General features: G+C 72.9%; 26 protein-coding genes. 18 read left to right on the top strand and 8 right to left on the bottom strand.

Features of this window, described 5'->3' with window-relative positions; translation table 11 throughout:
• Nucleotides 1-259: 259 nt before the first annotated feature.
• From mshD to ACWD5O_RS05660, 3 genes are all read right to left on the bottom strand, one after another.
• Nucleotides 260-1,186, bottom strand: a complete 927-nt coding sequence (mshD, locus tag ACWD5O_RS05650; RefSeq protein WP_450084681.1) for a mycothiol synthase — start codon at nt 1,184-1,186, stop codon at nt 260-262.
• 63 nt (nt 1,187-1,249) lie between these two features.
• Nucleotides 1,250-2,119: a polysaccharide deacetylase family protein gene (locus ACWD5O_RS05655; RefSeq protein ID WP_354963568.1), complete on the bottom strand. Its 870-nt coding sequence runs from the start codon at nt 2,117-2,119 to the stop codon at nt 1,250-1,252.
• A 155-nt stretch (nt 2,120-2,274) separates the two neighbouring features.
• Nucleotides 2,275-2,994, bottom strand: coding sequence for a winged helix-turn-helix transcriptional regulator (locus ACWD5O_RS05660; RefSeq protein ID WP_181518701.1), 720 nt, complete (start codon nt 2,992-2,994; stop codon nt 2,275-2,277).
• 242 nt (nt 2,995-3,236) lie between these two features.
• Here ACWD5O_RS05660 and ACWD5O_RS05665 point away from each other — a divergent pair, with 242 nt between their 5' ends.
• The 7 genes from ACWD5O_RS05665 (at nt 3,237) to ACWD5O_RS05695 (ending at nt 8,414) form a co-directional block, all read left to right on the top strand.
• Nucleotides 3,237-4,268: a hypothetical protein gene (locus ACWD5O_RS05665; RefSeq protein ID WP_387324427.1), complete on the top strand. Its 1,032-nt coding sequence runs from the start codon at nt 3,237-3,239 to the stop codon at nt 4,266-4,268.
• A gap of 107 nt (nt 4,269-4,375) precedes the next feature.
• Nucleotides 4,376-5,164, top strand: coding sequence for an LmeA family phospholipid-binding protein (locus ACWD5O_RS05670; protein WP_354963569.1), 789 nt, complete (start codon nt 4,376-4,378; stop codon nt 5,162-5,164).
• A 106-nt stretch (nt 5,165-5,270) separates the two neighbouring features.
• Nucleotides 5,271-5,348: an Ms5788A family Cys-rich leader peptide gene (locus ACWD5O_RS05675; RefSeq protein WP_310503780.1), complete on the top strand. Its 78-nt coding sequence runs from the start codon at nt 5,271-5,273 to the stop codon at nt 5,346-5,348.
• A 207-nt stretch (nt 5,349-5,555) separates the two neighbouring features.
• On the top strand, nt 5,556-6,404 hold the full coding sequence (locus tag ACWD5O_RS05680; RefSeq protein ID WP_354963570.1) for a sulfurtransferase: 849 nt from the start codon (nt 5,556-5,558) through the stop codon (nt 6,402-6,404).
• A 2-nt stretch (nt 6,405-6,406) separates the two neighbouring features.
• On the top strand, nt 6,407-6,727 hold the full coding sequence (locus ACWD5O_RS05685) for a DUF1416 domain-containing protein (protein WP_089018777.1): 321 nt from the start codon (nt 6,407-6,409) through the stop codon (nt 6,725-6,727).
• A 255-nt stretch (nt 6,728-6,982) separates the two neighbouring features.
• Complete coding sequence (locus ACWD5O_RS05690; protein ID WP_354963571.1) at nt 6,983-7,495, top strand: winged helix-turn-helix domain-containing protein; 513 nt, start codon at nt 6,983-6,985, stop codon at nt 7,493-7,495.
• A gap of 58 nt (nt 7,496-7,553) precedes the next feature.
• Nucleotides 7,554-8,414, top strand: coding sequence for a hypothetical protein (locus tag ACWD5O_RS05695; protein ID WP_354963572.1), 861 nt, complete (start codon nt 7,554-7,556; stop codon nt 8,412-8,414).
• Nucleotides 8,415-8,449: 35 nt separating this feature from the next.
• Here the strand turns inward: ACWD5O_RS05695 and ACWD5O_RS05700 are convergent, their stop codons facing one another.
• From ACWD5O_RS05700 to ACWD5O_RS05710, 3 genes are all read right to left on the bottom strand, one after another.
• Nucleotides 8,450-10,486, bottom strand: a complete 2,037-nt coding sequence (locus tag ACWD5O_RS05700) for an amylo-alpha-1,6-glucosidase (RefSeq protein WP_354963573.1) — start codon at nt 10,484-10,486, stop codon at nt 8,450-8,452.
• Nucleotides 10,483-10,863 carry an SCP2 sterol-binding domain-containing protein gene (locus ACWD5O_RS05705; protein WP_354963574.1) on the bottom strand — a complete coding sequence of 127 codons (381 nt, stop codon included), beginning with the start codon at nt 10,861-10,863 and terminating at the stop codon, nt 10,483-10,485. Before ACWD5O_RS05705 ends, ACWD5O_RS05700 begins: the two co-directional genes overlap by 4 nt.
• 81 nt (nt 10,864-10,944) lie before the next feature.
• Nucleotides 10,945-11,319, bottom strand: coding sequence for a DsrE family protein (locus ACWD5O_RS05710; protein WP_387324435.1), 375 nt, complete (start codon nt 11,317-11,319; stop codon nt 10,945-10,947).
• 12 nt (nt 11,320-11,331) lie between these two features.
• Between ACWD5O_RS05710 and mtfM the strand changes: the two genes are divergently transcribed.
• Together mtfM and ACWD5O_RS05720 are read left to right on the top strand one after the other, a co-directional pair.
• Nucleotides 11,332-11,436 carry a small membrane protein MtfM gene (gene mtfM / locus ACWD5O_RS05715; protein WP_030327764.1) on the top strand — a complete coding sequence of 35 codons (105 nt, stop codon included), beginning with the start codon at nt 11,332-11,334 and terminating at the stop codon, nt 11,434-11,436.
• Between the two features lie 5 nt (nt 11,437-11,441).
• Nucleotides 11,442-12,032 carry an FABP family protein gene (locus tag ACWD5O_RS05720; protein ID WP_354963576.1) on the top strand — a complete coding sequence of 197 codons (591 nt, stop codon included), beginning with the start codon at nt 11,442-11,444 and terminating at the stop codon, nt 12,030-12,032.
• A gap of 3 nt (nt 12,033-12,035) precedes the next feature.
• Here ACWD5O_RS05720 and ACWD5O_RS05725 read toward each other — a convergent pair whose 3' ends face one another.
• Nucleotides 12,036-12,917, bottom strand: coding sequence for an aminotransferase class IV (locus ACWD5O_RS05725; RefSeq protein WP_450084682.1), 882 nt, complete (start codon nt 12,915-12,917; stop codon nt 12,036-12,038).
• Nucleotides 12,918-12,986: 69 nt separating this feature from the next.
• Here ACWD5O_RS05725 and ACWD5O_RS05730 point away from each other — a divergent pair, with 69 nt between their 5' ends.
• The 4 genes from ACWD5O_RS05730 to ACWD5O_RS05745 all read left to right on the top strand — a co-directional run bounded on the left by ACWD5O_RS05730 (nt 12,987) and on the right by ACWD5O_RS05745 (nt 16,429).
• Complete coding sequence (locus ACWD5O_RS05730) at nt 12,987-13,415, top strand: Fur family transcriptional regulator (RefSeq protein WP_089018784.1); 429 nt, start codon at nt 12,987-12,989, stop codon at nt 13,413-13,415.
• Nucleotides 13,412-14,524, top strand: coding sequence for a CAF17-like 4Fe-4S cluster assembly/insertion protein YgfZ (gene ygfZ, locus ACWD5O_RS05735; protein WP_450084683.1), 1,113 nt, complete (start codon nt 13,412-13,414; stop codon nt 14,522-14,524). Before ACWD5O_RS05730 ends, ygfZ begins: the two co-directional genes overlap by 4 nt.
• 23 nt (nt 14,525-14,547) lie before the next feature.
• Nucleotides 14,548-15,375 carry a 3-keto-5-aminohexanoate cleavage protein gene (locus ACWD5O_RS05740; protein ID WP_450084684.1) on the top strand — a complete coding sequence of 276 codons (828 nt, stop codon included), beginning with the start codon at nt 14,548-14,550 and terminating at the stop codon, nt 15,373-15,375.
• Between the two features lie 94 nt (nt 15,376-15,469).
• Nucleotides 15,470-16,429 (top strand): asparaginase, encoded by a 960-nt coding sequence (locus tag ACWD5O_RS05745; RefSeq protein ID WP_450084685.1) that lies wholly within the window; start codon nt 15,470-15,472, stop codon nt 16,427-16,429.
• 51 nt (nt 16,430-16,480) lie between these two features.
• Here ACWD5O_RS05745 and ACWD5O_RS05750 read toward each other — a convergent pair whose 3' ends face one another.
• Nucleotides 16,481-17,278, bottom strand: coding sequence for an alpha/beta fold hydrolase (locus ACWD5O_RS05750; RefSeq protein ID WP_450084686.1), 798 nt, complete (start codon nt 17,276-17,278; stop codon nt 16,481-16,483).
• Between the two features lie 112 nt (nt 17,279-17,390).
• Between ACWD5O_RS05750 and ACWD5O_RS05755 the strand changes: the two genes are divergently transcribed.
• The 5 genes from ACWD5O_RS05755 (at nt 17,391) to ACWD5O_RS05775 (ending at nt 20,701) form a co-directional block, all read left to right on the top strand.
• Nucleotides 17,391-18,014, top strand: coding sequence for a helix-turn-helix domain-containing protein (locus tag ACWD5O_RS05755; RefSeq protein WP_450084687.1), 624 nt, complete (start codon nt 17,391-17,393; stop codon nt 18,012-18,014).
• On the top strand, nt 18,011-18,682 hold the full coding sequence (locus tag ACWD5O_RS05760; RefSeq protein ID WP_450084688.1) for a hypothetical protein: 672 nt from the start codon (nt 18,011-18,013) through the stop codon (nt 18,680-18,682). The genes ACWD5O_RS05755 and ACWD5O_RS05760 overlap by 4 nt, the downstream gene beginning before the upstream one ends.
• Before the next feature lie 71 nt (nt 18,683-18,753).
• A complete protein-coding gene (locus tag ACWD5O_RS05765; RefSeq protein WP_030327754.1) occupies nt 18,754-19,068 on the top strand; it encodes a DUF2516 family protein in 315 nt (104 codons plus the stop codon).
• The gene (locus ACWD5O_RS05770; RefSeq protein ID WP_450084689.1) at nt 19,065-19,952 is read left to right on the top strand and encodes an alpha/beta fold hydrolase; all 888 of its coding nucleotides are present in this window, start codon (nt 19,065-19,067) and stop codon (nt 19,950-19,952) included. The genes ACWD5O_RS05765 and ACWD5O_RS05770 overlap by 4 nt, the downstream gene beginning before the upstream one ends.
• A gap of 11 nt (nt 19,953-19,963) precedes the next feature.
• Nucleotides 19,964-20,701 carry an alanyl-tRNA editing protein gene (locus ACWD5O_RS05775; protein ID WP_354963585.1) on the top strand — a complete coding sequence of 246 codons (738 nt, stop codon included), beginning with the start codon at nt 19,964-19,966 and terminating at the stop codon, nt 20,699-20,701.
• The last annotated feature ends 1 nt before the right edge of the window (nt 20,702 follow it).

Genomic DNA, 20,702 nt, shown 5'->3' on the forward strand with positions numbered 1-20,702 from the left:
CCCCGATCCCGGGGCCCGAGGACCGGCACTGACCGGCTGACACGAAAGTTAGAAGTGCCAGGTAGCCGGTTCGCCGGTCGCAAGTGAACGCAAGGTGAACACGTACGGCCGCCGAGGTGACCGCTTGCTGAGGGTGAGTTGTCCGTTAAATGAACCCGGGTACACCTGTCAGAAGTATGGCTATATTTCCGGTACGGTGTTATCTCGCCGACGCGCGGCCGTTACCCGCCAGTGACCCGGCCGCGGCGGCGACCGGCGGTCAGCCGAGGTGATAGTTGATGTGCGCGGACCAGCGGGCGAAGCCGAGCCGCTCGTAGAGCGCGACCGCCCCGGTGTTCGACTCGTCCACGTAGAGCATCACCCGGTCCAGCCCGCGCCGGTCCCGCAGGTACGCCAGCCCGGCATTGGTCAACGCCCGGCCGAGCCCACCGCCGTGCGCGGTCGGCTCCACACCGAGCACGTACACCTCGCCGATCCGGGCCGACCCGGGGCGCTCGTGCACCTTGGTCCAGTGGAAGCCGAGCAGCCGGCCGGTGGCGGTCTCCTCGGCGAGCAGGAAGCCGGCCGGGTCGAACCATGGCTCGGCGAGGCGGACCCGGAGGTCGTCCGAGGTCCAGCGGCCCTGCTCGGGGTGCTCGGCGAAGGCCCGCGCGTTGAGGGCCAGCCAGGCGGCGTCGTCGGCCCCCGGCCGGAACGCGCGCAGCACCACTCCGTCGGGCAGTCGCGGCTCCGTCAGCGGGGCGGCCAGTGGTCGGCGCAGTTGCCAGAGCACCCGTGCGCGGGTGAACCCGAGGTCGACCGCGAGTGCGGCCGCCGAGGGGTGGTCACCGTGTGCCCAGGCCCGCAATGGCCCGGTGGCCGAGGCGAGCACGCCCCGCGCCAGAGCCCGCCCGGTGCCCCGCCGCCGGTACGCGGGGTGCACCACCAGCTCCACCCCGATCCCGCCGACCGGGTCGGTCGTGTCCAGGTGCGCGTACCCGGTGAGAACGCCGTCGTCGCCGCGGGCGATCAGGTGCACGGCCGGGGCGTCCGGGTCGCGCAGCCGGAGCAGGACGTGCTCGTCGAGCGGGTCCGCGCCGTCGGTGTCGCCTGCGGAACGGGCGAGGGTCAACACGTCGGCGATCTCCGCCGGAGCCAGTCGGTCGGTCCGGGTCACCTGGTCGCTGGTCGGCTCGGCGCTGCTCATCCCGTCACCGTAGTCGCCGGGAACCGCGGTCCGCCGGGATCCCAGGCCGTGGTGCGGGGCGGCTCACGTCGGATCGGCGGGCAGCGCCTCCAGCTCGAACCGCTGAGTCAGATCGGGCAGGATCCGGCGCAGTGCGTCCACCGTGCCCTGCCGGTCCCCGCCGGCGTCGTGCAGCAGGACCACCGAGCCCGGTTCGACCTGGGTGACAACCGATGCGGCGATCTTGCCGGCGCCGGGTGCCTCCCAGTCCGACGGGTCCACCGACCAGTGCAGCGGAGTCATGCCGAGTTGCTGCGCCACCGACACGACGGGGTAGGTCCAGGCGCCGCCGGGCTGGCGGTACCAGACGATCGGCGCGTCCGGCACCGCTGCCCGGATCGCCTCGTTGGTCCGCGACAGGTCGGCGCGGATCATGTCCGCCGAACGGTTGCCCAGCGTGACGTCGTGGTGCCAGGAGTGGTTGCACAAGGTGTGTCCGTCGGCCACGATCGCCTGAATCAGATCGGGGTGGTCCTGCGCGTTCTCGCCGACCACGCAGAACGTGGCCTTGACGTCGAACTCGCGCAGCGTGGCGAGCACCTGCGGGGTGTAGCGCGGGTCCGGTCCGTCGTCAAAGGTCAGCGCGAGCCGCTCGCTGCCGGTGGTGGAGTGCGCGCCGAACAGCTGGTCACCCTGGGCGTCCCGCCCCGACCCGTCCTGACCCGCGTCGGTGGGGCCGCCGCTGGGACCGGAGGTCGGGGTCCCGCTCGGCTTGTCGCCGGGGGCTTGGTCGGCGTAGTGCGGCTCGTCGGCGTTCGCGGTGACCCCGGTGGCCTGCCGCTGGGGCTGGTCGGGGATGAGGCTGCGGCCCAGCACGTACGCCGAGCCGAGCAGCGCCACCGTCACCACCGTCACGATTCCCGCCGCCCGGACGGTCGGGTTGCTCGGCGTCATGGCTTCCGCCCGGCTGGCCGGTCACGCCGGCCCGTCGCCCCCGTGGTCACTGCGCGCACCGTCGCCCCTTTCTCCGACAAACCCGGCAGTCAGAATAGAACTGACGAGCTGCGCAAAAAGGGCATACGGGGAACCGTCCCCCGAGTGACGTGAGGTCAGACGGGCAGTGGCGCGTGCTCCGCCTCGGGCAGCGACCGCGACGGCGGAACGACGAACTTGTAACCCACCTGGCGGACGGTGCCGATCATCGACTCGTACTCCGAGCCGAGCTTGGCGCGCAGCCGCCGGACGTGCACGTCCACCGTGCGGGTGCCGCCGAAGTAGTCGTACCCCCAGACCTCGCGCAGCAGCTGGTCCCGGGTGAACACGCGGCCCGGGTGCTGCGCGAGGAACTTCAGCAGCTCGAACTCCTTGTAGGTGAGATCGAGGGGACGGCCCTTCAGCTTCGCGGCGTAGGTGTCCGGATCGATGGTCAGCTCGCCCGCCCGGATCGAGCCGCCGGCGCCGGCGGTCGCGTTGCTCAGCCGACCCACCGCGAGCCGCAGCCGCGCCTCCACCTCGGCGGGGCCGGCCGAAGCGAGGATGACGTCGTCGACCCCCCAGTCGGCGTTCAACGCGATCAGACCGGCCTCGGTCACCACCGCGACCAGCGGCACGCCGAGCCCGGTGGCGTGCAGCATGCGACAGGTCGCGCGGGCCTCGCTCAGCTCCGACCGCGCGTCCACCATGACCGCGTCCGGGCTGGGGCCGGCGACCAGGGTGCGGACGTCACGCGGCGCGGTGCGGACCGAGTGCGGCAGCAGGTCGAGTGCCGGCAGCACAGCGGACGGTTCCCCTGCGCGTGCGGTCACCAGCAGCAGGATCTCCACGATCACCTCCGTCCCGGCGGCACGCGGCCGCACGCGACCAGACACACTCACGGAACGTGCGCTGAGAAATTTGCGTGGTCCCGGCGTCGCTGACGGGCGGGTAACGGGTTGAGCGTAACTGATCGCCTCGGTTGCGCCCTCGGATCGTTTCCCGTTTGTCCGCCCTTGCCCCTGATCGTGGCGCAGGTTTTAACGCTGCTGAAACCCGTGACCACCGCGTCGGGCGGTCGGTCTGGCACGATCGGGGCGTGTTTCCTTCCACCTCGCCCGACGGGCCCCGCCCGGGCCCGGCCGCCCCGACCCGTGGCCACCCGCCCGTGCCGCGCACCGGGCCGCCCGTCACCGACGGCGAACGCCGTGAACGGGGTGGGCCCCGCCGTGCCCGCCGAGCCGGGGAGCCGGCCCGCCGCTCCGAGGACGAGATCGACGAGCCGGAGGAGGAGGTCGTACCCCCGGTCGAGGTGCGCCGCCCGCTGGCGCTGACGATCGCCGGTTTCGCGGCGCTGCTCGGTGTCGGCCTGGTGCTCGGCGCGCAGACCTCAGGCCCCGGTCACCGGCTGCCGTTCGCCTTCATCATCTTCGGCGTCCAGCTGCTGTTCGTGCTCGCCTGGACGATGGCCATGCGCCCACCCGCGCTGCTGCTGGTCGCCGGGATCAGCGCCGCGGTCGCCGCGGTCGCCGACATCGCCGCGGTGCAGACCGACATCGCCGGCCTGGCGCCGCTGGGCTACCTGGCAGCCGGCGGGTTCCTCGCCGCGGTGCTCGGTCAGCTGGTCCGCCGGGTCGACCGGGTCCGGGTCACCGACTCGCTCGGCGCCACGCTGCTCATCGTGGTCGGAGTGGTCGCCTTCGGCACCCTGATCGTGCTCAGCCGGATCCCCGCCGGCACCCAGGCGATCACGGTCTGCCTGACCGCGAGCGGAGTCGCGCTGACCGTCGCCCGGCTCACCGACGCGGTGCTGCCCTGGCCCCGGCTGGCCCCGCAGGTGCCCCGGGGCGCCGCCGGCGTGGTCGTCGGCGCGATGGTCGGCACGCTGATCAGCGCGCTTCTGGGCAGCTACCTGGTGGCCCCCTTCACGCCCACCCGGGCCGCGGTGATCGGCCTGGTCGCGGCGGTCACCGCCGTGCTCTCCGACCTCGCTGTCGGGTACGCCGAGGCGGGCCGGCTGATGGCCGGCGAACCACCCACCATGTGGGTAGCCCGGCACATGCAGGGTCCGCTCGGCGGCTTCGCCCTGGCCGCCCCGGCCGCGTACGCCATGTGCATGCTCTTCCTCTGAGCCACGGTTGAGCCCGGAGCCGGTCGGGTACCTACGGGTGCGCCGCCCTGCGGCGCCGGTACGAACGGCCCGTCGCACCGCGGCGGCAGGAGACAGGAGGCGGCGGCGTGGCCCAGGAGTATCCGGCGGACGAAGCCCGTCCCCGAAGGCGCGGTCGCAAGCTGCTCGTCGGCCTGGTCGTCCTGCTCGTGCTGGTGGCGGTGCTGCTGGTGATCGCCGACCGGGTGGCGGTCGGGGTGGCCGAGCGGGCCATCGCCGACCGGGTGAGCCAGGAGGTCACCAAGCAGGGCGCGCAGTCCGCCGAGCCCGACGTCGAGGTCGGCGGGACTCCGTTCCTCACCCAGGTGCTGGACGGCCGCTACCAGCGGATCTCCATCAAGCTGCGGGACGTGCAGGCCTCGGTGGAGGGCGACGCCGTGCGGCTGCCGGTGTTGGATGTGGACGCCCGTAACGTGCGGGCGTCACTGGACACCCTGCGCACCGGTCAGGGCGACGTCGTGGCGGACACCGTCGACGGCACCGGCACGATCAGCTACGACAGTCTCGCCGCGTTGCTGGACCGACCCGGGCTCACCCTCGGCGAGCAGGGCGGCAAGCTCACCGTCACCGCCCCGGTCGACATCCTCGGCCAGAAGCTCACCGTCAGCGGCACCGCCGACGTCACCGTCGCCGAGAGCGGTGCCGTCGCCCTGCGTTTCAACGATCTGGACGCCGCAGGCCTGCCGAACCTGCCGCTGGCCCGCACCCTGCTGAACAACTACGCCAAGGGCATCTCCGTCGACGTGCCCCTGCCCGACCTGCCGTTCCAGCTCGCCGTCCGGGAGGTCCGGCCGCTGCCCGAGGGGCTCGCGGTCACCGCCGACGCGAAGAACGTGCCGATCAACTCCGCGGGTTGAGCGCGCCGCCGGCGATCAGATGCCGGCCCTGCCTGCCGCCCGGGCGATTCCCGGATGCTGGTCGACCCGGTGGCAGCCCCGTCACTGGCTGGTAGGCTCCGTGGCCATGGGGACCCACCTCACCAAACGGCGCGCGGTCGACCTGTGCCGCGTGGCCACCTGCCTGTGTCGCCCCGTCATCTGACGGCGGGGCTGTTTCCGGCCGCCTGACGGCGGCCACCGGCACGCAGGGTCCTTGCACCCTCCGGTGATCCCACCGAAAGCCCGGCAGCGGCGCCGTCGCACGAACCCGTGATCCCGTCCTTCCGCTGGGTCCCGCGCGTGGTGCGACAGTTCAATCCATCGATCTCGCGCGTTGGCTCACCATCCATCCTCACCAGGGAGTGATTCGATGAGTCGCGACACCGCACTCGTTTCGGCCGAGTGGGCCGAGAAGAACCTCGACGCCCCGGGCGTCGTCTTCGTCGAGGTCGACGAGGACACCTCGGCCTACGACACCGGCCACATCGCCGGTGCCATCAAGATCGACTGGAAGATCGACCTGCAGGACCAGGTCCGCCGGGACTTCGTCAACAAGACCCAGTTCGAGGCGCTGCTCTCCGAGCGGGGCATCAGCAACGACGACACCGTCATCCTGTACGGCGGCAACAACAACTGGTTCGCCGCGTACGCCTACTGGTACTTCAAGCTCTACGGCCACCGCGACGTGAAGCTGCTCGACGGCGGTCGCAAGAAGTGGGAACTGGACGCGCGCCCGCTCGTCACCGAGACGGTGACCCGCGCGGCGACGCAGTACGTCGCGCAGGAGCCGGACACCTCCATCCGGGCCTTCCGCGACGAGGTCGTCGCCGCGATCGGCACGAAGAACCTGGTCGACGTACGCAGCCCCGACGAGTTCGCCGGTCGGCTGCTCGCCCCCGCCCACCTGCCGCAGGAGCAGGCGCAGCGGGCCGGTCACATCCCCACCGCGATCAGCGTCCCGTGGTCCAAGGCGGCCAACGAGGACGGCACCTTCCGGTCCGACGACGAGCTCCGCAAGATCTACGGCGACGCCGGCCTCGACGACGGCAAGGAGACCATCGCCTACTGCCGGATCGGTGAGCGCTCCTCGCACACCTGGTTCGTCCTCCAGGAGCTGCTCGGCCACCGCAACGTCAAGAATTACGACGGATCCTGGACCGAGTACGGCTCGCTGGTCGGCGTGCCGGTCGCGCTCGGCGACGAGCCCGGGGAGGCCTGACGATGACCGCTCCCACCGCTGCGGGTTGCGCCGCACCCGACCAGGCCGCGCCCCTGCCGGCCAGCCTGGACCTGGAGAAGGAAACCGTGATCACCGGCATCGTCCGCTCGGCGGCGGACGAGGCGGTGCCGGGCGCGTACGTCCGGCTGCTCGACTCGACCGGCGAGTTCACGGCCGAGGTGGTCACCTCGGCGGCCGGCCAGTTCCGGTTCTTCGCCGCGCCGGGTGCCTGGACGCTGCGGGCCCTGTCCCGGCACGGCAACGGCGACACCGCCGTCACCGCCGGCCGGGGCATCAACGAGGTCAGCGTCACCGTCGCCTGACAACCCACCCTCCGCTCGGCCGGGGCCGTTCACCCGCGAGGGTGAGCGGCCCCGGAGGTTTCGCCTCAGATACCGGTGGCGTCTGCGCCACCGGCGCCGTGTCCCTGGCGGTGCTCAATGCATAACGCCGGTCAGTGCCTGGTCAGTGACGCGGCGCTATCCTGATCGCGGGTCGGCCCCCCAGAATCCATCGGCATGCGTCACTATCGTCGGGTGGAAGTCACGCTCAATACGGTTGGTGCGGGTGGAGGCGGCGTGTCCGGTGAAGAGGTCCCGATCGTCGTCTGCGTGAGTGCGGACGTCTCGATGCGCGAGCGGGTGGTGCGCCAGCTCGACGGGGTCGGCCCGGTGGTGAGCTGCGCCGACCTGACCGAGCTGCGGGCGATGTTGCTCCCGTCGCCGCCCCGGGGTGCGGCCCTGACCATCGCGCCCGTAGGCCCACCCGCGGCCCAGCATGGGCCGGTTAGCTGGGGTGAGCTGGTCGTCGACCGCGCCGGTCACCTGGTCACCTGGTGTGGCGATCCGCTCCCGCTCACCCGCACCGAGCGGGAGTTGCTCGCCCGGCTGATCGGCCCGCCGCTGGTGGTGTGGAGCTACGAACAGCTCTTCGCAGCCATCTGGAACGGCGCGTACCTGGGGGACACCGCGATCCTGCACTCCGCGGTCAAGCGACTCCGGCACAAGCTGCGCGCCCTGCCGGGCGGGCCGCGGGTGCACACCGTGCGGGGGGTCGGCTACCGCATCGATCCGCCGCCCCGGCCCGCCTGACCGCCAGCGCGCCCGACTCCGTCGATCGCCGTCGGACCGCCCGTGACACCATGGCCGGGTGAGCGGAGCTGTCCGGACGGGGTGGGCCCCGTCGACCGGTCCCGCCGCCCCGGCACCTGCCTGGCGGCGGCGCTGGCTGCTGGTCGCGACCGCGGTCTGGGCCGTACTGCTGGCCGTGCTCGCCTGGACGTCGGTCCGCGACGACGCACCGACCGTGCGGGAGCAGCGCTCCCTCGACCAGGCCGGTCCGGTGGTCGACCGGGCGGTCGGAGAGCTGGCCCGGGCGTCCGGCGCGGCCGGGCTGCTGGAGCTGGGGCCGGCGCGGGTCGAGTCAGGCTGCCGCGTCACCCCGTTGGCCGACGGCGCCACGCTGCGGCGTGAGGTCGGCGTGCTCGCGGCCGTCGGCACCGAGCGGGCCGTGCTGTCCGGGATCGCCGATCGACTTCCCGCGAGCTGGCGCGCCGGGGTCGGGCCCGGGCTGGACGGCCCGGAGCTGCGCGCCGACGCCGGGGAGTTCGTCGCCGTCGAGGGCCGGCCGACCGGGGACGGTCGGATCCGCCTGACCGTGGACACCGGCTGTCGGCCGGTCGGCTCCGGCTACGCGCCGCCGCCGGCCACCGACGCCGGCCCGGAGGCCACCGCCCTGACGGCCGCGCTGCGAGCACTCGGCCAGCCTGCCGACGCCGCCCCGGAGCTGGTCACCGCGCCCTGCCCGGGCGGCGTGCTGGCCCGTACCGCGCGGTCCGCCGCCGGTCCCGGCGCCGCCGGGTCGGCCGGCGGGCTCACCCCGCTGGCCGGCGGCGCCCCACTGCTGGACAACCCTCCGGTGTACGCGTACCGCGCGGGCCCGGTCACGGTGCTGGCCGAACTCACGCCGGACGCCGCCCGGCTGGCCGCCACCGTCGGCTGTCCGGGCTGAGCCGGGCGCCCCCGGCAGGGTCAGCCGCCCGGCGGCTACTCCGGGTCGCGGCTGCGGCCCAGCGCGTCGATCCGACCCCACCGGCCGGGAATGTCCAGCAACTCGACCCGGCCCAGGCCCGGGGGCACGGCCGGATCGATGATCAGGTGCTCGCCCTGCGGCTCCAGCCCCAGCATCACCCGCAGCAGCAGCAGCGGGGTGCCGGTCGACCAGGCCTGCGGGCTGCACGCGGTCGGGTACTCCACCGGGTAGTCGGTGAGGTCACGGGCGTAGCCGGCGAACGCCTCCGGCAGCCGTCCGCCGAAGTAGCGCGAGGCGGCCAGCATCGCGCTGCAGATCTGCCCGGCCTCGTCCCGGAAGCCGTACCGCCACAGCCCCCAGGCGATGATCGAGTTGTCGAACGGCCAGACGGTGCCCACGTGGTAGCCGATCGGGTTGTACCGGCTCTGGTCCTCGGCGAGGGTCCGCACCCCCCAGCCGGAGAACAGTCGCGGCCCGAGCAGGTGTTCGACCACCTTGCCGGCCCGGGACTCGTCGACGATGCCGCTCCAGAGCAGGTGCCCGATGTTCGACGACAGCGCGTCGACCTGCCGGCCGTCGGCGTCCAGGGCGAGCGCGAAGTACCCGCGGTCGGCGATCCAGAAGTCGTGGTTGAACCGCTGCTTGAGGGTGGCCGCCTCCCGTTCCAGCCGGTCGGCGTAGGCCGGGTCCCCCCAGAACGTCCGGGCCAGCCGGGCGGCCCGCATCTTCGCGTCGTACGCGTAGCCCTGCAACTCGCAGGTGGCTCGGGGAAAGCCGGGCATCCGACCGTCGGCGTACGAGATGGCGTCCCAGGAATCCTTCCAGCACTGGTTCTTCAGGCCGGTCTCCGGGTTGCGGGTCTGATACCAGAGGTAGCCGGTGCCGAGCAGGTCACCGTAGGTGTCGATCCAATTCAGTGCCGCCCGCACGTGCGGCTCCAACCGCCGGACCAGTTGGGCGTCGCCGGTCCAGCGCTCGTACTCGTCGAGCAGGATGATGAACAGCGGCGTCGAGTCGGCCGACCCGTAGTACGGCGAGTGTGGCTGCTCCTCGAAACCGGCCGTCTCCCCGTATCGCAGCTCGTGCAGGATCTTGCCCGGCTCCTCGTCGCGGAAGTCGTCCACCCGGTGCCCCTGCAACCCGGCCAGCATCAGGATGGTCGGCGGGATCAGCTCCGGCAGGAACGGCAGCACCTGCAACGAGGTGATGATGCTGTCCCGGCCGAACAGGGTCATGAACCACGGCAGCCCGGCGGCGAGCAGCCGTACGCCCAGGGTGATCGACTCGTAGCGCAGCGCGGCCAGGTCGTTGAGGCTGCGCCGGTACGCCCCGGCCAGCGGCTCGCAGTCGCAGCCGAGCTTCGGCGCGCGGTCGATCAGCTCCTGCTGCTCGGCGCGGATGACGTCCGCGCTACGGCTGCCGCCGTACGGCAGGGTGGCCCGGATGTCCTCCCCCCGCGCCCCGTACACGATGGTGGACACGTGCAACCGGGTCTGCCACTCGCTGTTGGGGGGGATTCGGATCCGGAAGGTCATTCCGGCCGCGTCGACCGTTGCCGGCATGCTGGAGCTGATCACCGTCTCCCGGTGGAACGCCTCCCGCCGGTACGTCAGCCGCAGCTCGTTGTCGGCCGCCGTGACCGTCGTCCGCCCCCGCTTCTGCCGGGCGTTCTTGATCTCGAACAGGTCGGCGAAGTCGGCTCCCATCTCCATCCGTACGGTGAACTCGACCTCCTCTCCCGCGTGGTTCAGCACGGTCAGCACCTCCTCGAAGCTGCCGACGATCGCCCGGTTGCGGATCACCGATGTCTTGGCGTCGAGGTAGTGGGTGGGTTCGCCGGGAGCGAGGAAGAACTTCGTCCGGTACGACTCGGAGTCGTCCATCGAGAGGGTGTGCAGCCGCTCGCCGTTCACGGTCAGCACCCAGTTGGACAGGAACCGGGTGTCGAAGGAGAACAGCCCGGTCGGGAAGTCATAGGACGGCTCGATGTCTCCCGTCCGGTCGCTGACCAGGAAGGTGTTGCCGTCCAGGATGCTGACCAGATCCTTCACGCCTGCCGCCCGGCCTGCTTCCGGGCCACCTCGCGCGGGTCGCGGGTGCCCGGCGGGTCGGGGAAGAACCGCCGAAAGGCCAGGAAGAGCACCACGTTCCCGCTGAACGTGCTCTCGTTGCGCAGCACCGCCGCGACCCCCTGGGCCTCGCCGGTCACCAGCCGGTCGAACAGGGCCGCGCTGCTGTACCAGATGGCGTCGGCCGGCCCGCGGTGACGGCTGACCTGGACCGATCCCGGCCGCATCCGAACCAGCCAGTGCTCGGTCGCGTCGTCGGTGGTGAGGTCGATCTGAAGGGTGCCGTCCGCCAGGCCACCGAGGACCGCCGGGGCCCGCGCCGGCAGCGATTCGAAGAACCTCTCCGTCACCTCGGTCACACCCGAATCGTAGGCAGCCGTCCGAGATGTCGGGTCGGTATCCGCACTCCGCCCCGACCGGCCGCCGAGGCGTGCCGCCGGTCAGTAGACCAGCGCCTGCGCTCCCTCGGCCAGGGACTCCTCGACGAAGACCGCGGCGCCGGCGATCCGGACGCCGGGCAGCACGTCGTCCGGTCCGATCTCGCGGCGGGCCGCGCACTGGGTGCAGGCGGTCACCCGGCCACTGGTCAGGATGACGTGCAGCAGCTCGGCCAGCGGCGCCGAATGTGGCAGCTCGAACTCCTGGGCGCGGCCAGGCAGCGCGAACCAGGTCGACTCGCCGGTCAGCCAGAGCGACACGTCCACCCCGGCCGCGACCGCGGTCGCGGCGACCGTGAACGCCTGTGCGCACCGCTCCGGGGCGTCCGCCCCAGCGGTGGCCTTGACGACGAGAGAGCGGGCCATGGGGCCCAGCATAGGATGGCCGGGATGGTTACCGAGATCGGGTTCGTCAGCCTGCTGGTCGCCGGCCTGGGCGGGCTCGCCGGTGGCCTGGTCTACCTCGCCGTACGCATATCGAGAGGACGTTGGTGACACTGGTGAGCGACGAGAACCCGCTGCAGCCCCCGTGGCTGAACGCGCCGCCGGTCGACCCGTACCCGTTCGAGGAGAGTCACGACCTGCGGGTCGGTCCGAAGCTGCACCCCGCGCTGGACGGCCTGCTGCCCTACATCGGGCTGTGGCGCGGCCGCGGCAAGGGCGGTTTCCCCACCATCGAGGACTTCGACTACGCGCAGGAGATCCGGATCAGCCACGACGGTCGGCCGTTCCTGCACTACGAGTCGCGGGCCTGGATCCTCGACGAGCAGAGCCAGCCGGTCCGCCCGGCCGGGCGCGAGGTCGGCTGGTGGCGGCCGGTGCTGGTGGACGGCCGGGCCACCGACGAGCTGGAGGCCCTGCTGACCACCCCGAACGGGGTGATGGAGCTGCACCTCGGCAAGCGCACCGGCACCCAGGTCGAGTTCGCCACCGACGCGGTGGTCCGGACGGCGACCGCCAAGGAGGTGACCGGCGGGCAGCGGCTCTTCGGCATCGTCGAGGGTGCGCTGCTCTACGCCCAGGAGATGGCCGCGATGGGGCACCCGCTCAGCGCTCACCTCTCCGCCCGGCTCGTTCGGGTCGGCGGCTGACCCTCAGGCGACGGCGAAACCCAGCAGGGCGTGCAGGGCGGGGGTGCGCGGGGACCGGTCTCGGCGTACCCCGTCCAGGGTGCGCACCTCGGTGATCCCGCGCACCGACGAGCTGAACCAGATGCCGTCCGCGTCGTGCAGCTCGGCCGGGGTGACCATCCGCTCGGCGGCGGTCAGGCCCAACTCGCCGGCGTGGCCGAGCAGCCAGGCGGCGGTCGTGCCGGGCAGGATGCCGGTGGTGGCGGCGGGCACCGTGCAGAGCGTGTCGCCGGTGAGCCACACCACGTTCGCGGTCGGGCCCTCCAGCGCGTAGCCGTCCGACGAGATCCAGAGCACGTCGTCCACCCCCGCCCGGTTGGCCCAACGGCGGGCGGCGCTGTTGACCGCGTACGAGGTGGACTTGATCCCGGCCGGCAGCCAGTCCAGCCCGGTGCGCGCGTCGGCGGGCACCCCCAGCGGCAGGGTCGCCACACTGATCCCGTCCCGGCGGGCCGCGCGGGACGACGCCGGCACCTCGGCCAGGGTGGCGTAGACGGTCGGTGGGCCGCCGGCCTCCGGGCCCCGGGTGCAGACCAGCCGCAGAGCCCCCTCCACCTGCGCCGGCCACCCCGCGCACACCGTGTCGAGCAGCTCGATCAGCGCGGCGGCGGATGGCAGGGGCAGCTCGACGGCGGCGGCCGCCGCGGCCAGCCGGGCGAGGTGCTCGTCGCGCAGCCACGGCCGGCCCCGGCGCAGATGCATGGTCTCGAAGAGGCCGTCGCCGCGGAGCACCCCGAGGTCGTCGCCGCGGAGCACGGGCTCGCCGGCCGGCACCGGGCCGTGCCCGAGCATGGCGATCCGCGCGGTCGTATCGGCCGCGACCTTTCCGACGGACGACAGCACCATGACCGTCGAGCGTAGCGGCGGTCCGTCGGCGCGCGGCGGTCGGCATGGTTGCCGAACTATGATCGGACGGTGTCCGAATCCTCCCTCGCGGAAATGCTCCGGGCCCGTGGGCTGCGGCTGACGGCCCAGCGGCAGCTCGTCCTCCAGGCGGTGCTCGATCTGGGCCACGCCACCCCGGAGCAGGTGCACACCGCGGTCCGGGAGGTCGCCGCCGGCGTCAACATCACCACCATCTATCGCACGCTGGAGCTGCTGGAACGGCTCGGCCTGGTGACCCACACCCATCTCTCGCACGGCTCGCCGACCTACCACGCGGCCGGTGAGCACCAACACGTCCACCTGGTCTGCCGGGAGTGCGGCGCGATCGACGAGATCGATCCGGAGCTGCTCCGTCCGCTCGCCGACCAGTTGGCCGCGCAACGGGGGTTCCGGGTGGACATCGGGCACGTGTCGCTCTTCGGCGTCTGCGAACGCTGCGAGAACGGGGACCAGAAATGATCGACATCGCGGGAGCGGTGGCCGTCGAGAGCATCGACGAGGCCAGCCGCGACCAGCCGGAGCCGGCGCACGCCGCGGCCGGAGTGCGGGGGGTGGCCGCGCACTACGGTGACCCGCTGCGCGAGCAGCGCATCCTGGACACCGAGGTCGGCCTGGTCGACCGGTCGCACCGGGGGATCATCGCGGTGCCCGGGGAGGAACGGGCCGGTTGGCTGCACACGATCACCTCGCAGCACCTGGCGACGCTGGCCGCCGGCGAGGGCACCGAGCTCCTGGTGCTCTCCCCGCACGGGCACGTCGAGCAGCACGCCCTGGTCGCCGAGGACGGCGAGACCACCTGGCTGGACACCGAGCCGGGCGCGACCGGCGACCTGCTGGCGTACCTGGAGAAGATGCGGTTCTTCAGCAAGGTCGAGCCCCGCGACGCCACCGGCGAGCGAGCTCTGCTGTCGCTGGTCGGGCCGGCGGCGCCGGACGCGCTGGGCACGCTCGGCGTGACCGGGCTGGCCGCACCGGACCTGGTCGCGGTGCCCGGTCCGAAGTTCGCGGCCGGCGCCGTGCCACCGCGGGCGAGCGTTCGGTACGACGTACGGCCGCTGCCCGTCGGCGGCTGGGCCCGGCGCGGCCCGCTCGGGGTGGATCTGCTGGTCCCACGATCGGCGATGGACCAGGTGGTGGCGGAGCTGCGCGGCGCGGGCGTGCCGGTCGCGGGGCTCTGGGCGTACGAGGCGATCCGGGTGGCCGCCCGGCGACCCCGGGTCGGGGTGGACACCGACCACCGGACCATCCCGGCGGAGGTCGACCTGATCGGCCCGGCGGTGCACCTGGACAAGGGCTGCTACCGGGGGCAGGAGACGGTGGCCCGGGTGCACAACATGGGCCGACCGCCGCGCCGCCTGGTGCTGCTGCACCTGGACGGAGTGACCACCGACCAGCCGCCGACCGCCGGCACTCCGGTGACCCTCGACGGCCGGGCCGTCGGCTTCGTCGGCACCGCCGTGCTGCACCACGAGCTCGGCCAGATCGCGCTCGCGGTGCTGAAGCGGAACGTCCCGGAGGACGCGGCGCTGCTGATCGGCGCGACGGCGGCGGCGATCGACCCGTCCTGACCGGGCCGTCTAGGATCGCCGGCATGACGACAGGGACGTTGATCACGGTGGCCCCGACCGGCGCGGAGTCGGCCAAGGCGGAGGTGCCGGCGCTGCCGGTGACGCTCGACGAGCTGCTGCGCACCGCCAAGGAGTGCGAGGCGCTCGGCGCCGCCGTGATCCATGTCCACATCCGCGACGACGCGGCGCGGCCGACCCTCGACCCGGTGCGCCTGCGGGAGACGGTCGCGGCGCTGCGGGAGAGCACCGACCTGATCGTGCAGCTCTCCTCCGGCGGTGCTGTGACCGACCCGGAAGCCTCCCGACTCGCCGTGCTCGACGCCGCGCCGGACATGGCCTCGTGCACCATGGGCACGGTCAACTTCGGCGACGACGTCTTCCTCAACCGCTGGGAGTTCATCGTCGACCTGCACACCCGGATGCAGGAACGCGGGATCGTTCCGGAGTACGAGATCTTCGACCTCGGCCACCTGTCCGCGTTGCAGCGGCTGCTCGGCAAGTACGGGCCCCCGGCCGGAGGGCATGTGCACGTCGACTTCGTGATGGGTGTGCCGGGCGGCATGCCGGGCACCACCGAGACGTTGGTGGCGGCGCACCGGATGCTGCGTGACCTGCCCGAGGGCACCACCTTCTCGGCCACCGGCATCGGCCGCAGCACGATTCCGGTCATGCTGGCGTCGCTGTCGACCGGCGGGCACCTGCGGGTCGGGATGGAGGACACCGTGACGTACGCCAAGGGCCGCCCAGTGGAGTCCAACATGCAACTGGTCGCCCGCGCGGTCGGTTTCGCCCAGCTCGCCCAGCGTCCCCCGTTGACCACCGCCGAGGCCCGCGAGCTGCTGGGGCTGTAAGGCCGAGCCCGTCCGGCGCCCCTGTCACCCGGGCGGTGGACGACCAGGTCACCCCGCCGACGGGCACCTCCGGACCGTCGGTACCGTCCAGCACGTGGGAAAGACGTACGAGGGCGGCGCGCCGCTCGCCGAGGTGGTCCGGTCCGGGTTCGTCGAGGGTATGCACCGCGGCTCGGTGGTGGTGCTGGACGCCGTCGGTGTGCCGGTGGCCGCCGCCGGGGACGTGACCGCACCGATCTTTCCCCGCTCGGCCAGCAAGCCGATGCAGGCGATCGGGATGCTCCGCGCCGGCCTGCCGTTGACCGACCCGGCCGACCTGGCGCTGGTGTCGGCCAGCCACGCGGGTGAGGAGTTCCACCTGGCTCGGGTCGGCGCGTTGCTGGACCGGGCCGGGTTGGACGCCTCGGCCCTGCACTGCCCGCCCGACCTGCCGGTGGGGGCGGCGGCCCGCGAGGCCGTGCTGCGAGCCGGTGGCGGCCCGACCCGGGTGCAGATGAACTGCTCCGGCAAGCACAGCGGCATGCTGCTGACCTGCCAGGCGGCCGGGTGGCCGCTGGACGGCTACTGGCGGCCGGAGCACCCGTTGCAGCAGCGGCTGCGGGCGGCCATCGAGGAGTTCACCGCTGAGCAGGCGGCAGCGGTGGGAGTGGACGGCTGTGGAGCTCCGGTGCTGGCGGTGTCGCTCACCGGCCTGGCCGGGGCGTACCTCCGGCTGGTCGACGCCGAGCCCGGCTCGGTGCCGCGTGCGGTGGCCGATGCCATGCGCGCCCACCCGGAGATCGTCGGCGGCACCCGGGCCGACGACACCCGGCTGATGCGCGGCGTACCGGGCTTGCTGGCCAAGGTCGGCGCCGAGGGCGTGATCGCGGTGGGGCTGCCGGGCGTCGGCGCCGTCGCGCTGAAGATCGACGATGGCGCGGACCGGGCCAGGATGCCGGTGCTGGTCTCCGCGCTGCGCCGGCTCGGCGTGGACGCCCCGGTGCTGGCCGAGTACGCCGAGATGCCGCTCTTCGGCGGCGGCGTCCCGGTCGGCGCGGTCCGCCCGCTCTGGTGACCGCCAACCCGCCGGTCCGGTGTGCCGGGCCGGCGGGCGGAGCCGGGTGGATCAGGTCAGGAAGTCGAGCAGGGCGGCGTTGACCGGCTCGGGGCGCTCCAGCGGCAGCAGGTGCGCCGCGTCCGGCACGTCGGGCGGGCGTACCGCGCCGGGCACCTCGGCGGCGATCCGGTCGGCGAGGCGGCTGATGTCCGGCACGTCGGCGGCTCCCGCGGTGACCAGGACGGGCATCCGCAGCTCGCCGAGGCGGCCGATCGCCGGCGGCGTCAGCTCGCCCACCTCCACCGCGCCGAGCGCCAACTCGGCGGCGAGCGCGCGCTGGTCCATCTCCTGCGCGAACGCGATGAGCCCGGGGTCGACGTCGGCCGGCTGACGACCTGGGCCGACCACCCAGAACCGCACCTCGCCGGCCGCACTAGCGACGAAGTCGTCGGGGTCGACCTCGCCGACCAGGCCGTCCCAGAGGTCGTTGGCCTCCTCGGACCACTCGTTCCCGGAGACCGCCGTGTCGAACAGCGCGAGCGCGCTCACCCGGTCCGGGTGGGCCAGGGCGGTGTCGATGGCGACCGACCCGCCGAAGGAGCAGCCCACCAGGGCGGCCCGGGGCAGGTCGAGTGCGTCCAGCAGGCCGACCACGTCGTCGTGGTGGGCGAACGGCGTCGGAGGCAGCTCGGAGTCGCCGTAGCCGCGCAGGTCCGGGACGATCACCCGGTGCCGGGCGGCGAGCGCGGGCAGCTGGCCCCGCCACATCCGGCGGTCGGCGATGCCGGCGTGCAGCAGCACGACGGGCGAACCGCTGCCGGCCTCGTCGTACGCGATGATTGCTCCATTGACTGTGATCTTGTCCACGGACGGACGGTACGGATCGTGCGAGCCGCACGCAAGCAGGTTGCTGAGACCTTGCTAACTCTGGCTAGCATTTTGCTTGCAAGAGTTAGCAAGGGCGGTTAGCGTCGCTGTCATGGCCACACCGAAGGACCTCCCCGACGTCGGCGGGTTCATCCGCGATCTGCGGCGCAACGCCAAGATCTCGCTGCGGCAGCTCGCCGAGCAGGCGGGGGTCAGCAACCCGTACCTCAGCCAGATCGAGCGCGGCCTGCGCAAGCCCAGCGCCGAGGTGCTCCAGCAGTTGGCCAGTGCGCTGCGGGTCTCCACTCCCGCGATGTACCTGCGCGCCGGGCTGCTCGACGACAAGGAGGGCCACGGTGTGCTCGCCGCCATCGCGGTGGACCCCGACCTGACGATGGCCCAGAAGCAGTCGCTCAGCCAGATCTACGAGACGTTCCGCCGGGAGAACACCCGGTTGGCGGAGGCCCAGGCCGCCGCCGAGGGCGTCGGCACGGACACCACCGGCGACGTGACCACCCCGACCGATGTCGCCGATCAGCCGGCCGATGTGGCCAACCTGGCGGCCACCGGCCCCACCACCGCCAGCGGCACCCCGACCGAGGCCGTGATCGAGTCGGTTGCCGTCACCGAGGCGGGCAACACACCCGCCCCGACCAGCACCAGCACCCCCGAGAAGAAGGCCGCCGGTCCGGCGGTCCGGAAGGCCGCCGACGCGGCCGAAGAGGAGACCTCATGACCGAGCCGAAGACCAACCGCATCCCCGCCCCGATCTACGCCGCCGCTGGCGCCGGGGAGTTGGCGCTCGAGCAGCTGCGCAAGCTTCCGGCCGTGGTCGGCGTGCTCGGCACCCGGGTCGTCGCCGACCTGGGCGGCCGGGCCGTGCTGACCGGCTTCGAGCTGCGCCAGAAGGCCACCGAGACGCTGCGTACCGCCAACGAGACCGCCGAGAGCCTGCGTGGCCGGGCCCAGGCCGAGCTGGACCTGGCGAAGCTGCGCGAGTCGGCCGACCTGGACCGGCTGCGCGCCGCCGCCACCCGCAACGCCGCGGTGGTCGTCGCCGGTGCCCAGGCCGCACAGGAGCGGGCGTTCGCCGCGTACGGCGCACTGGTCGCCCGCGGTGAGCGGGTCGTCGGCGCCGGCGTGCTGGAGGCCGCCGAGACGGTCAACGCCGACATCGAGGCGACCGAGGCCGTGACGCCGGCCGCCACGCCGGTCGAGGCCACCGCCCCGGCCGCCGCCACCCCGGTCGAGGTGCCGACCCCGGCCGACGTGGCCGAGATCGCCGAGGCCAAGCCGGCCGCCGTCAAGAAGGCCGCCCGGGCGCCGAAGGCCGCCAAGCCCGCCGTGACCCCGTCGGCGAAGCTGCCCCGGGTCACCAAGCGGACCCGTCCGGCTGCCAAGTAGTTCGTGCTGTCGACGACCCCGACGGCGTCCTTGTCGGACGTAGTCGGGGTCGTCGACATAAGCTTGCCGGCATGGCCAACGCCGCGCCGATCTTCGCGTTCGAAGTCCGCTACGTGATCGAGCTGATCCTGCTCGTCTTCGCGCTGATCATCCAGGGTGTCGCGCTGGTGCACGCCGTGACGCAGCGCTCCGACGCCTTCCCCGCAATCGGGACGCTGCCCAAGGGTGGCTGGATCGCCATCCTGGCGGTGTGCCTGGTGCTGACTCTGCTCGGCTTCGGTCCGATCAGCCTATTCGGACTGATCGGCATCGCCGCCGCGCTCATCTACCTGCTCGACGTCCGGGTCGGCCTGCGCGACCTGAGCGACGGCAAAGGGTTCTGGTGAGAGGCTTCCGCTGGCCACCCCCGCCGGACGGCGGGCCCCGCACCTGGGGCCCCGGCCCGGGCGGGCCGCGTACCGGTCGGCCGGCGCTGCCTGAGCCCGAGACCGAGCTGGTCACCACCCCGCACGGCGTACGGCTGGAGCGGCTGGTCACCGGCACCGGTGATCCGGTCACCGTGTTCGCGCACGGGTTGGGCAACGGCATCGCCACCACCCGCCCGTTCGGCAGTGGGGTGACCGGCCGCAAGGTGTTCTTCCAGTTCCGTGGGCACGGCCGCTCCGACGCGCCGGCCGGGCCGTGGAGCTACCTGGACCTGGCCCGGGACCTGCGCTCCATCGCGGATCTCGGCGGAGCCAGCCGCGCGTTCGGGGCGAGCCTCGGCGCGGGCGCGCTCTGCCGGCTGCTGGCCGAGAGCCCGGAGCGCTTCGAGAAACTGGTCTTCTTCCTGCCGGCGGTGCTCGACCAGCCGCGCGGCCCGGTCGCTCGGGAACGCGTCACGGACCTGCTGGAGGCGGTCGAGAGCGGCGACGCCTCGGCGGTCGCCGACGTGGTCTCGCTGGAGTTGCCGACGGCGGTCCGTAACACTCCGGCCGGTTGGTCGTACCTGCGGCAGCGGCTCGACCAGCTGCTCCGCGACGGTCTGGCCGACGGCTTGGCCACCCTGCCGGATCAGGCGCCGCTGCGCGACGCCACGGCCCTGTCGGCGGTCGCCGCGCCGGCCCTGGTGATCGGCTGCGCGGGCGACGACCTGCATCCGGTCGAGGTGGCCGAGCAGCTCGCCGCCGCGCTGCCCCAGGCCACCCTGCATGTGTACGACCGGCCCGGCGTGCTCTGGACGGAACGCGCGGATCTGCGCGAGCGCATCTCCGGCTTCCTCAACGAGTAACGTCGCCTGTCATGGGCGTCACACAGCATGGCCGGACTCACCGGCTGGACCTCACCGACCCGACCCTGCGCGAGTGGACCTGCACGGTTCTGCACGCCGACCCGGAGCAGGGCATTGTGCTCGACCGCTCGGCGTTCTACCCGGGCGGTGGCGGTCAGCCACCGGACCACGGCGTGCTGCTCTGGCAGGGCGTGCAGACCCGGATCGTCGGCACCCGCAAGGGCGACGACCCGTACCTGATCCCCGCCGAGGGTGACCCGCTGCCGCCGGCCGGCACCGAGGTCGTCGGCGCGGTGGAGGACGAGCGCCGCAGCCGTCTGATGCGTACCCACTCCGGGCTGCACGTGCTCTGCGGGGTGGTGTTCCGCGATTTCGGCGCGCTCGTGACCGGGAACTCCATGGAACCGGGCGAGGCCCGGATGGACTTCAACCTCCCCGAGGTGCCGGCCGACTTCAAGAGCCGGATCGAGGAGTTGGTCAACGCCGAGGTGGCCGCCGACCGTTCGGTCGCCGTCCGGGTGCTGCCGCGCGCCGAGGCGCTCTCCCTGCCGGACATCATCCGCACCCAGTCCAACCTCATCCCCGCGGACGAGCAGGAGGTCCGGATCGTCGACATCGTCGGGCTGGACGTGCAGGCCGACGGCGGCACCCACGTCGCGTCCACCGCCCAGATCGGCAAGGTGCAGGTGGTCAAGGTGGAGAGCAAGGGTCGGGCCAATCGCCGGGTCCGCGTCCGCCTGGTCGACTGAC

Source organism: Micromonospora sp. NPDC005161 (assembly GCF_053599855.1).

What these genes read in the sequence shown, in the direction of transcription:
- mshD (WP_450084681.1), bottom strand. Translation starts at nt 1,186, where the DNA reads ATGAGCAGCGCCGAGCCGACCAGCGACCAGGTGACCCGGACCGACCGA.
- ACWD5O_RS05655 (WP_354963568.1), bottom strand. Translation starts at nt 2,119, where the DNA reads ATGACGCCGAGCAACCCGACCGTCCGGGCGGCGGGAATCGTGACGGTG.
- ACWD5O_RS05675 (WP_310503780.1), top strand. Translation starts at nt 5,271, where the DNA reads ATGGGGACCCACCTCACCAAACGGCGCGCGGTCGACCTGTGCCGCGTG.
- ACWD5O_RS05680 (WP_354963570.1), top strand. Translation starts at nt 5,556, where the DNA reads ATGAGTCGCGACACCGCACTCGTTTCGGCCGAGTGGGCCGAGAAGAAC.
- ACWD5O_RS05685 (WP_089018777.1), top strand. Translation starts at nt 6,407, where the DNA reads ATGACCGCTCCCACCGCTGCGGGTTGCGCCGCACCCGACCAGGCCGCG.
- ACWD5O_RS05710 (WP_387324435.1), bottom strand. Translation starts at nt 11,319, where the DNA reads ATGCTGGGCCCCATGGCCCGCTCTCTCGTCGTCAAGGCCACCGCTGGG.
- mtfM (WP_030327764.1), top strand. Translation starts at nt 11,332, where the DNA reads ATGGTTACCGAGATCGGGTTCGTCAGCCTGCTGGTCGCCGGCCTGGGC.
- ACWD5O_RS05725 (WP_450084682.1), bottom strand. Translation starts at nt 12,917, where the DNA reads ATGGTGCTGTCGTCCGTCGGAAAGGTCGCGGCCGATACGACCGCGCGG.
- ygfZ (WP_450084683.1), top strand. Translation starts at nt 13,412, where the DNA reads ATGATCGACATCGCGGGAGCGGTGGCCGTCGAGAGCATCGACGAGGCC.
- ACWD5O_RS05740 (WP_450084684.1), top strand. Translation starts at nt 14,548, where the DNA reads ATGACGACAGGGACGTTGATCACGGTGGCCCCGACCGGCGCGGAGTCG.
- ACWD5O_RS05755 (WP_450084687.1), top strand. Translation starts at nt 17,391, where the DNA reads ATGGCCACACCGAAGGACCTCCCCGACGTCGGCGGGTTCATCCGCGAT.
- ACWD5O_RS05760 (WP_450084688.1), top strand. Translation starts at nt 18,011, where the DNA reads ATGACCGAGCCGAAGACCAACCGCATCCCCGCCCCGATCTACGCCGCC.
- ACWD5O_RS05765 (WP_030327754.1), top strand. Translation starts at nt 18,754, where the DNA reads ATGGCCAACGCCGCGCCGATCTTCGCGTTCGAAGTCCGCTACGTGATC.
- ACWD5O_RS05775 (WP_354963585.1), top strand. Translation starts at nt 19,964, where the DNA reads ATGGGCGTCACACAGCATGGCCGGACTCACCGGCTGGACCTCACCGAC.